The organism is Streptomyces sp. NPDC085866 (assembly GCF_044541035.1).
GTDB lineage: Bacteria > Actinomycetota > Actinomycetes > Streptomycetales > Streptomycetaceae > Streptomyces.
In genome coordinates, this window is record NZ_JBITSQ010000036.1 from 1 (window position 1) to 6,888 (window position 6,888).

7 protein-coding genes and 2 pseudogenes are annotated in these 6,888 nt (G+C 70.2%); 2 read left to right on the forward strand and 7 right to left on the reverse strand.

Going from position 1 to position 6,888, the window contains the following annotated elements; translation table 11 throughout:
* Positions 1–202: 202 nt before the first annotated feature.
* A complete protein-coding gene (locus ACIF83_RS45580) occupies positions 203–853 on the forward strand; it encodes a TetR/AcrR family transcriptional regulator (protein ID WP_399736536.1) in 651 nt (216 codons plus the stop codon).
* On the opposite strand, the pseudogene ACIF83_RS45585 reads toward ACIF83_RS45580, so the two are convergent.
* Positions 819–1,031, reverse strand: a pseudogene (locus tag ACIF83_RS45585) (TetR/AcrR family transcriptional regulator); the annotation flags it as partial. The gene ACIF83_RS45580 and the pseudogene ACIF83_RS45585 sit on opposite strands and share 35 nt — an antisense overlap.
* Before the next feature lie 130 nt (positions 1,032–1,161).
* Between ACIF83_RS45585 and ACIF83_RS45590 the strand changes: the two are divergent.
* Positions 1,162–2,139, forward strand: coding sequence for an L-threonylcarbamoyladenylate synthase (locus ACIF83_RS45590; RefSeq protein ID WP_393472746.1), 978 nt, complete (start codon positions 1,162–1,164; stop codon positions 2,137–2,139).
* Between the two features lie 339 nt (positions 2,140–2,478).
* Here the strand turns inward: ACIF83_RS45590 and ACIF83_RS45595 are convergent, their stop codons facing one another.
* From ACIF83_RS45595 to ACIF83_RS45620, 6 genes and pseudogenes are all read right to left on the reverse strand, one after another.
* Positions 2,479–3,120, reverse strand: a complete 642-nt coding sequence (locus ACIF83_RS45595) for a carbonic anhydrase (RefSeq protein WP_399736539.1) — start codon at positions 3,118–3,120, stop codon at positions 2,479–2,481.
* Positions 3,121–3,377: 257 nt separating this feature from the next.
* Entirely contained in the window at positions 3,378–3,755 is a 378-nt protein-coding gene (locus ACIF83_RS45600) for a hypothetical protein (protein ID WP_399736542.1), read from the reverse strand.
* 24 nt (positions 3,756–3,779) lie between these two features.
* Positions 3,780–4,091 carry a recombinase family protein gene (locus ACIF83_RS45605; protein ID WP_399736545.1) on the reverse strand — a complete coding sequence of 104 codons (312 nt, stop codon included), beginning with the start codon at positions 4,089–4,091 and terminating at the stop codon, positions 3,780–3,782.
* Positions 4,092–4,218: 127 nt separating this feature from the next.
* On the reverse strand, positions 4,219–4,554 hold the full coding sequence (locus ACIF83_RS45610) for a hypothetical protein (protein WP_393472755.1): 336 nt from the start codon (positions 4,552–4,554) through the stop codon (positions 4,219–4,221).
* A gap of 671 nt (positions 4,555–5,225) precedes the next feature.
* Positions 5,226–5,570 (reverse strand): MerR family transcriptional regulator, encoded by a 345-nt coding sequence (locus tag ACIF83_RS45615; RefSeq protein WP_386579934.1) that lies wholly within the window; start codon positions 5,568–5,570, stop codon positions 5,226–5,228.
* Positions 5,571–6,675: 1,105 nt separating this feature from the next.
* Positions 6,676–6,888, reverse strand: a pseudogene (locus ACIF83_RS45620) (type III effector protein); the annotation flags it as partial.

Here is a 6,888-nt window from a genome sequence, read left to right on the forward strand (position 1 = left end):
CACCGACCACATCCCGCTCGCCGAGGCCGCCGACGCCGTCCACCGCCTTGAGAACAAGATCGGCGACCCGATCCGCCTCATCCTCGTCCCCTGACGCCCGTCAGCGGGACAACAAGCCACCCTGGGCAGGGGTGAGTGGGCGCCGGTGCGTGAGGGAGCACCGGCGCCCACGGCTTTCCGGCAACCGTGGAGAGAAAGAACCATGCAGACGACCGACACCCCGGGCCGTACTTCGCAGCGCAGGGATGCCCACTCCAACCGCCGACGCATCCTCGCGACCGCCCGGCAGAAACTGCGGGAGGACCCGGACGCGAGTCTCGACAACATCTCGCAGGCGGCCGGCGTCGCCCGGCGCACCCTCTACGGACACTTCTCCAGCCGACACGCGCTGATCGCCGACCTGACACAGGAAGCAGGCAATGAACTCCGGCAGGCGTTCGCCGGAGCCCGTACTGCGGATGCCGACCCGGTCGAGGCGATGACACGGATGGTGCTGGCGGCATGGACGGTGGGCGACCACTACCGCGTGCTCATCGCCTTGGGACGGCGCCATCTGGGAGAGGACGAGATCCGCACCACCCTGGCACCGGCCCGCGCTGAGGCCGTCGCAACCCTACGGCGCGGTCAGCGCGAAGGCGTCTTCGCGGACCATCTTCCAGCACCCGTGCTCGCCCAAGCACTGGAGGCACTGATGCTGGCCCTCGCCGAGGAGAACGCCGCATGCCCGTGGGCGGACCCCACTGGTGAGGCCGCGGCAACCGCGTTCCTCGTCGCTGCCGGCGTAGCACCACAGAGGGCCGCGCTTCAGGTGCAGGAGGTCATCGGGCGAGATCGGGCAGCGGGCGACGGGTGACCTCGTGGGCGTCGTCCGCAGCGAGGCCGAGCATGCGCAGGACCATCTCGGCCAGGTCCGAGGCGGCCTCGTCGCCGTCGAGGTCGGGGCGGGCCAGCCGCAGCGCCACGAGGGACATCAGGGTGCCGCCCATGGCGGACAGGGCGGTGGTCGCGTTGCCGCAGGTGAAGCGGCCCGAGGGGAACAGCGGAACAGCCATGAGCGCTAAGCAGTTGATCTTGAGCGGCCCCCGGGATCAATGGACCCGTGGTAGGTGCTGAGATTGATCAAGACCGTCGCCGGTCCTTGACGCACCTAGGATTGCGAGGGTGACGGCAAGAACGAGTGACATCGAGAAGGCGGCTGGTGTGCTGCGCGCCGGGGGCCTGGTGGCTCTCCCGACCGAGACCGTCTACGGTCTGGGCGCCAACGCGGAGGACCCCGCCGCCGTCTCGCGCATCTTCCAGGTCAAGGGACGCCCGTCCTCGCACCCGCTGATCGTCCACATCGGCGGCGCGGAGCAGCTGGACGACTGGGTTCAGGAGGTACCCGCGACGGCCCGCCTGCTGGCCGAACGCTTCTGGCCGGGGCCACTCACGCTGGTCCTGCGGCGTGGTCGCCGGGTGCCCCTGGAAGCGACCGGTGGCTTGGATACGGTAGCCGTGCGCGTGCCCGACCACCCCGTGGCACTCGCGCTGCTGTCGGCCTTCGGTGGTGGTGTCACGGCCCCGTCCGCCAACCGCTTCGGCTCGGTGAGCCCCACGACCGCGGACGACGTCCGTGCCGAGCTCGGCGACGCCGTCGACTTCGTGCTGGATGGTGGCCCCTGCGAGGTCGGTGTCGAGTCGACCATCGTCGACGCCACCGGCGAGATCCCGACCATCCTGCGGCCCGGCGGGGTGACGCGCGAGGACCTCGAAGCGGTGCTGGGGTGCCTGCTCGCGGTCCCTGCGACCAGCCGGGTCCGGGTGCCGGGCCAGCATCCGTCGCACTACGCGCCGCGGGCGCGGGTCGTCCTGGTCGAGCCGGAGAAGGTCGTCGCCGAGGCGGAGCTGGCGCAGGGGCTGGGGCACCGGGTGGGCGTCTTTCTTCCTGCGTCCTTCGCCGACGCTGAGGTGAAGGCGCACGCGGTGGTGCAGGTCCCCGGTTCGATGGCCGCCTACGCGCGCGGGCTGTACGGGTTCCTGCGCGAGCTCGACCAGCAAGGGTGCGACCTCATCGTCGCGTCACTACCGGCGGAGGAAAGGCTGGGACTGGCGATCGCCAACCGGCTGCGCCGCGCCGCGGGGCCCCGGACCACCGTGTGACCAGCGCCGACGCCCTGCCCTTACTGCTCCCGGGTGCGGGGACCTGGCGGATTCGTGGCGGATTCGGCTGAGCTTCCGCCGGTCTGGCAGGCCGGGCACAGCTCGTGCCGCCCGTCGTCGGTGACGACCGTTCCCCATCCCCGGCACACCTCGCAGTCCGCGGCCCGCGCCAGGTCGGCGCGGGGGGGGGCGGTGCTGGGCGCGTGGTCGGCTCCGTGAGCCATCGGGTGGTGCCCTTCGGGGGTGATCGAGCGGTGAACCCGGTGGGTTCCGCATCCACGTGTACGGGTCTCATTCCGACCGGGGCAAATCACGTAGGGGCAGCCACGGCCGTGATGGTCAGGACGCGGCAGGGACCGCCGCATCAAGGCCGCGAGAGGCGACGAGCTGTGCACTGCCGTCGGCCAGCCGGTAGGACAGCCCCACCACACCGAGGCGGCCGGCGGCCACCCGCTCGGCCAGGGCGCGGGAGCGTTCGAGCAGCAGGTCCACGGTGTGCTCGATGTGCTCGGCCAGGATCTCTTCGGCCTGGTCGCGTCCGGCGGCGCGGGCTGCCAGCACGCTCGGGGTCACCCGTTCGACAACGTCACGGACGAAGCCGCCGGGCACCCTGCCACCGTCGGCTGCGGCCCGGGCGGCTGCGATGGCCCCGCACGAGTCGTGGCCGAGTACGACGACGAGCGGGGCGTCGAGCACGCTCACGCCGTACTCGATGGAACCGAGGACTTCTGCACCGGCGACATGCCCCGCGGTGCGCACCACGAACAGGTCGCCCAGGCCGCGGTCGAAGATGATCTCGGCGGCCAGCCGGGAGTCGGAGCACCCGAACAGCACGGCGAAGGGTTGCTGGGACGGTGCGATCTCGGTGCGGCGTATGGCGTCCTGGTTCGGGTGCTCGGGGGTGCCTGAGACGAAGCGCTGGTTACCGGCCATGAGCAGCTCGAAGGCGTCGCGGGGCGTCGGGTTCTGGATCTCGGTCATGGCGGCAGCCTACGAGCGGGCACGAGCCTTCGCACCGCCTGGTCCCGCCGGAGCTCGCAGGATCGGGGCACGCTGACGGCCTTGTCGTCACCCCCAGGCGCCGGGCGAGGGCGGTCTCGGTGCGGGACCTCAGCGTGCGACGGTGCTGCCCCGCCCCGTACGGCGACCGGTCCAGGCCCTCCGTTCGTCGTCCACATCCGCACAGCGAACCAGGCGTTGCCCGCGGTGTCGGCCGAACGAGGGCGGACCGCCCGGGATCACTCGCCGTTCCCTCCGTTGCGGGCCTGCGCCAGCAGCTGGGCCACGACGTCCTTCGCTCCGTCCTCGGTCTGCTCAGCGAGCGCGTCGGTCACCTCGTCGCTCGTGCCGTCGAGAACCTGCTGGGTGAGGCGTTCCATCAGCTCGGGGTCGGTGCCGCTGCCGGGCCCGGTGAGGTCGACCCGGGTCGGCCGGCGCGAGGCGATGATCTCCGGCCCGGCCGGGGCCTGGTTCGCCTCGGCTTCGGCGAGCGCGCGGTAGACGGAGGCGACCGAGGGGTGCTGTCCGGCGTTCTTGCCAGTCTTGATGGTCAGCTTCTTCGCGATCTCCGGGACGGGGACGCCCTTGCCCTTCAGCGCGCGGGCGAAGGTGAGCATGTCGTCGTCGATGACCTTTGGCCGTCAGCCGTGGTTGCCCTTGGCCGCGGCGGTCACCTGCCCCTCCAGGGTCTTCTCCCGGATGTAGTTCCGTTCGAGCTGGACGCCGGCGGCCTGGAGCTGCCCGGACAGCGTCATCAGCTCGGCGGCGTTGCGGGCGAGGCGCTTGAGCTCGTGGACGGTGAGGATGACCTCCTGGTCAGGGGCTGCCTCCTTGATGTCGTACGCCAGCTTCAGCGCCTTCTCCAGCTCCGGCCGGGTCTTGACGCGCGTACTGATCTTCTCGGAGAGGATCCGATTGCAGACTGGCCGGAGCGCGTCGAGCTGGCTCTGCAACTCCGGGTGTGAGTAGTTGAGGTACAGGAAATCCCGGCGAGATTGATCTTGCTGGGGTTCTCCTGCCGCGGACAAGGTGAGCCCAAAAGCCGCCACGAGATGATCTTGGAGTCCTGAAGGCTGCTGGTCAGGATGCGGTAGGCATCGCGAGGGCGAGCGACGCCAGGTTTCCGTACAGGGCGGCGTGCAGGGCGGCTGCGGGTTCGCGGGCCCGGCCCTCCTCTGCCACGTCGTGCAGTACGAAGTAGACCGGCCCCGCTGAGGAGTTCGAGCGGATCTCGCCGGCGCGGATCAGCTGGATGACCGCGGCCCGGACGGCGTCGTACACCGACGCGGCGACGGCGTGCTGCGGGGCGGTGATCATGTCGGCCTTCACCGTCCAGTGCTCGCCCAGAGACTCGATGGCGACGAAGATGGCGTCCTGCTCCTTGGCCTGCCGATACGCCGCTTTGAAGGCCGCCATGCCCATCGCGTCGGGAATGAGGTCGGGCGGGGCAGGGAGCCGGCAGCGGCTGCATGAGAACCATCGTTCCAGGCGCGCGGGACGGTGCGGACGTCGACACGGCAGGCGTGTGCCTCACTGGGCCTGGTCATGCCGCCGGTGGGTAACCGGCGCGCTGGCAGGGCTCCGGCCCGAGACTGGTGGAACCGTCTTGGACAGAGAAGGACCCCAGCGTGGTGATCGCCGGGGTCCTTCCCCTGTGGGAGTCAGGGGCGCTCGTTTCAGGGGCCGATGGTGGGGTCTATTCGGTGGCGGGGCGGCCCGGGGGCATCGTCCGTGTCTTCGTGCTTTAGGCCGGTGGGAGGTCTAGGAGGGCGCGGATGGACAGTTCGGCCTCCGCTGGATTCCGGAACGGCCCATCGTGGTTGACGGTTTGCTGGTTGCGTCGGCCGACCCGGTCCTTTTGCAGATGGCCGGCCTCTGCGAGATCTGCCACGATGCGCTGAGCCGTGCGCTGGGTGAGCTGACAGGTGGCAGCGAGCTCGTGCAACCGGGCAGTGGGATTCCGGGCGATCACCAGCACCCACGCGTGGTTGGTCAGAAAGGTCCACCGCCGGCCCTGGTGGTCAATGATGATCGAAGCCCTTCCCTCCTCAGTGCCTGTCAGTGTCCAGCTCGGGCCCGGCGTCCGGTCAGGCTGAGGTCTTCGACTGCGGCTCGGGGCCTTGTGTGCGCATTTGCTCGTTGATGCGCTGCGCTTCTTCGAGTTGGTCTTCGAGGACGATGATGCGGCAGGCAGCTTCGATGGGGGTGCCCTGGTCGACGAGTTCGCGGGCGCGGGCGGCGATGCGCAGCTGGTAGCGGGAGTAGCGGCGGTGGCCGCCTTCGGAGCGCAGAGGTGTGATCAGGCGGTGTTCGCCGAGGGCGCGCAGGAAGGCGGGGGTGGTGCCGAGCATGTCGGCGGCCCGGCCCATGGTGTAGGCAGGGTAGTCGTCATCGTCGAGGTTGTCGGCGGGACGGGATGCGGCAGGGGGCATAGACCTCTTCTTCCGGGGACGCATCGGGGGCCCGGGTGCCAGTACTGGCACCCGGGCCCCGAGCTTGCAACACCATCTACCGGCGCATCGTGCCGGTCTTCTGCATCCGCAGGGTCCGCCTGGGAGGGCGGGGCTGCGGGGATCGTGAATGCGTGACCGGGGACCACCTTCCAATCCGGGGTCTGCGTACCCGGGCGGACTGCTTCCTCGCCCGGGCGATCCTGATGGCGTCTCGCTCCTTACCTTCGGTTACTCGGTTTGTACCGCTGGATATCGCGGGTACTGCTCGCGGCCCCGCGGGGTCGCGTCCTACTTGACCTGCTTGCACGGCAGTTCGTGTCTGCCGTGCCCTCTTCGACTTCCTGGGTACGACCACGACAGTAACTCCGCGACGAGCCAATGTCTACTACGGCGATCACAGGTTTTCTCTAGGGCTGATGCTCAGACTCGTGCCTCCGGTACACCCGAAAGAGTGCTGTCCCGGGTTGCTTCCCGGCTCGGCGGCCACATGCTGAGCCTGGAGGCACAACCGATCCAGGGTGGGGTGACAGCGCATGACCGACATGGAGACGACACGCACGCGGGCCCCCAGAGCCCCTGCCGTGGTTGAGGGCGACAGCCCCGCCGGTGTCGCTCGCGCCCGTGACGTCGCCCGCGCCTTCGTCGAAGGCCTGGATCCGCCTCCGGCCTCCGATTCGGCGGAAACCCTCGCCCTCGCGGTCTCCGAACTCGCCACCCAAGGCCCTGCGCCACGGCGGCGGCCGCTACACCCTCCAACTCGGCGCCACCGCCGACGCGGTGCACGTCGCCGCCACCCACCTCAACCCGTCACCCCCGCGGGAACGCGCCCTGGAACGCGCCCCGACCTCAACGGTGGCGCCGGCAGGTTCGGATGGCCCTTGGTCCGCCACCTCACCAGCGAGGCGACCATCACTCCCGGTCCCGGGCGAGGCAAAACCATCCATGCCCGCCTGCCACGGTGACAGCGCCGCCTAGGGGCAACCCTGGCTGACTGAAGTTGATCTCATGAAGAGCGGCAGGCTCCGGCCGGTCGGACGGAGCCTGCCGCGTGAGTTCCGACGTCGCACATGGAGCTCTACATCGGTCAGTCGGGGGCGGCATCTGCGGCTCTGGCTGAGTCCGTAAGGGCGTCGAGTCGGGCGGCGAGGCCGGGGTGGGTGGTGGTCAGGTGGGGGCGGGTGGCACCCAGGGGGCGGATGAGAGCGGCGGGGTCGTCGTCGGCGAGGGCCGCGTGGAGCTGCCTGAGCGGGGAACGCGCGGCGGCCGGAAGGTCGGTGAGGGCGGTGATCTGGCCGGC

Excerpts from the sequence above, each read along its gene's own strand:
- ACIF83_RS45580 (WP_399736536.1), top strand. The coding sequence starts at position 203 with ATGCAGACGACCGACACCCCGGGCCGTACTTCGCAGCGCAGGGATGCC.
- ACIF83_RS45595 (WP_399736539.1), bottom strand. The coding sequence starts at position 3,120 with ATGACCGAGATCCAGAACCCGACGCCCCGCGACGCCTTCGAGCTGCTC.
- ACIF83_RS45600 (WP_399736542.1), bottom strand. The coding sequence starts at position 3,755 with ATGCTCACCTTCGCCCGCGCGCTGAAGGGCAAGGGCGTCCCCGTCCCG.
- ACIF83_RS45610 (WP_393472755.1), bottom strand. The coding sequence starts at position 4,554 with ATGGCGGCCTTCAAAGCGGCGTATCGGCAGGCCAAGGAGCAGGACGCC.
- ACIF83_RS45615 (WP_386579934.1), bottom strand. The coding sequence starts at position 5,570 with ATGCCCCCTGCCGCATCCCGTCCCGCCGACAACCTCGACGATGACGAC.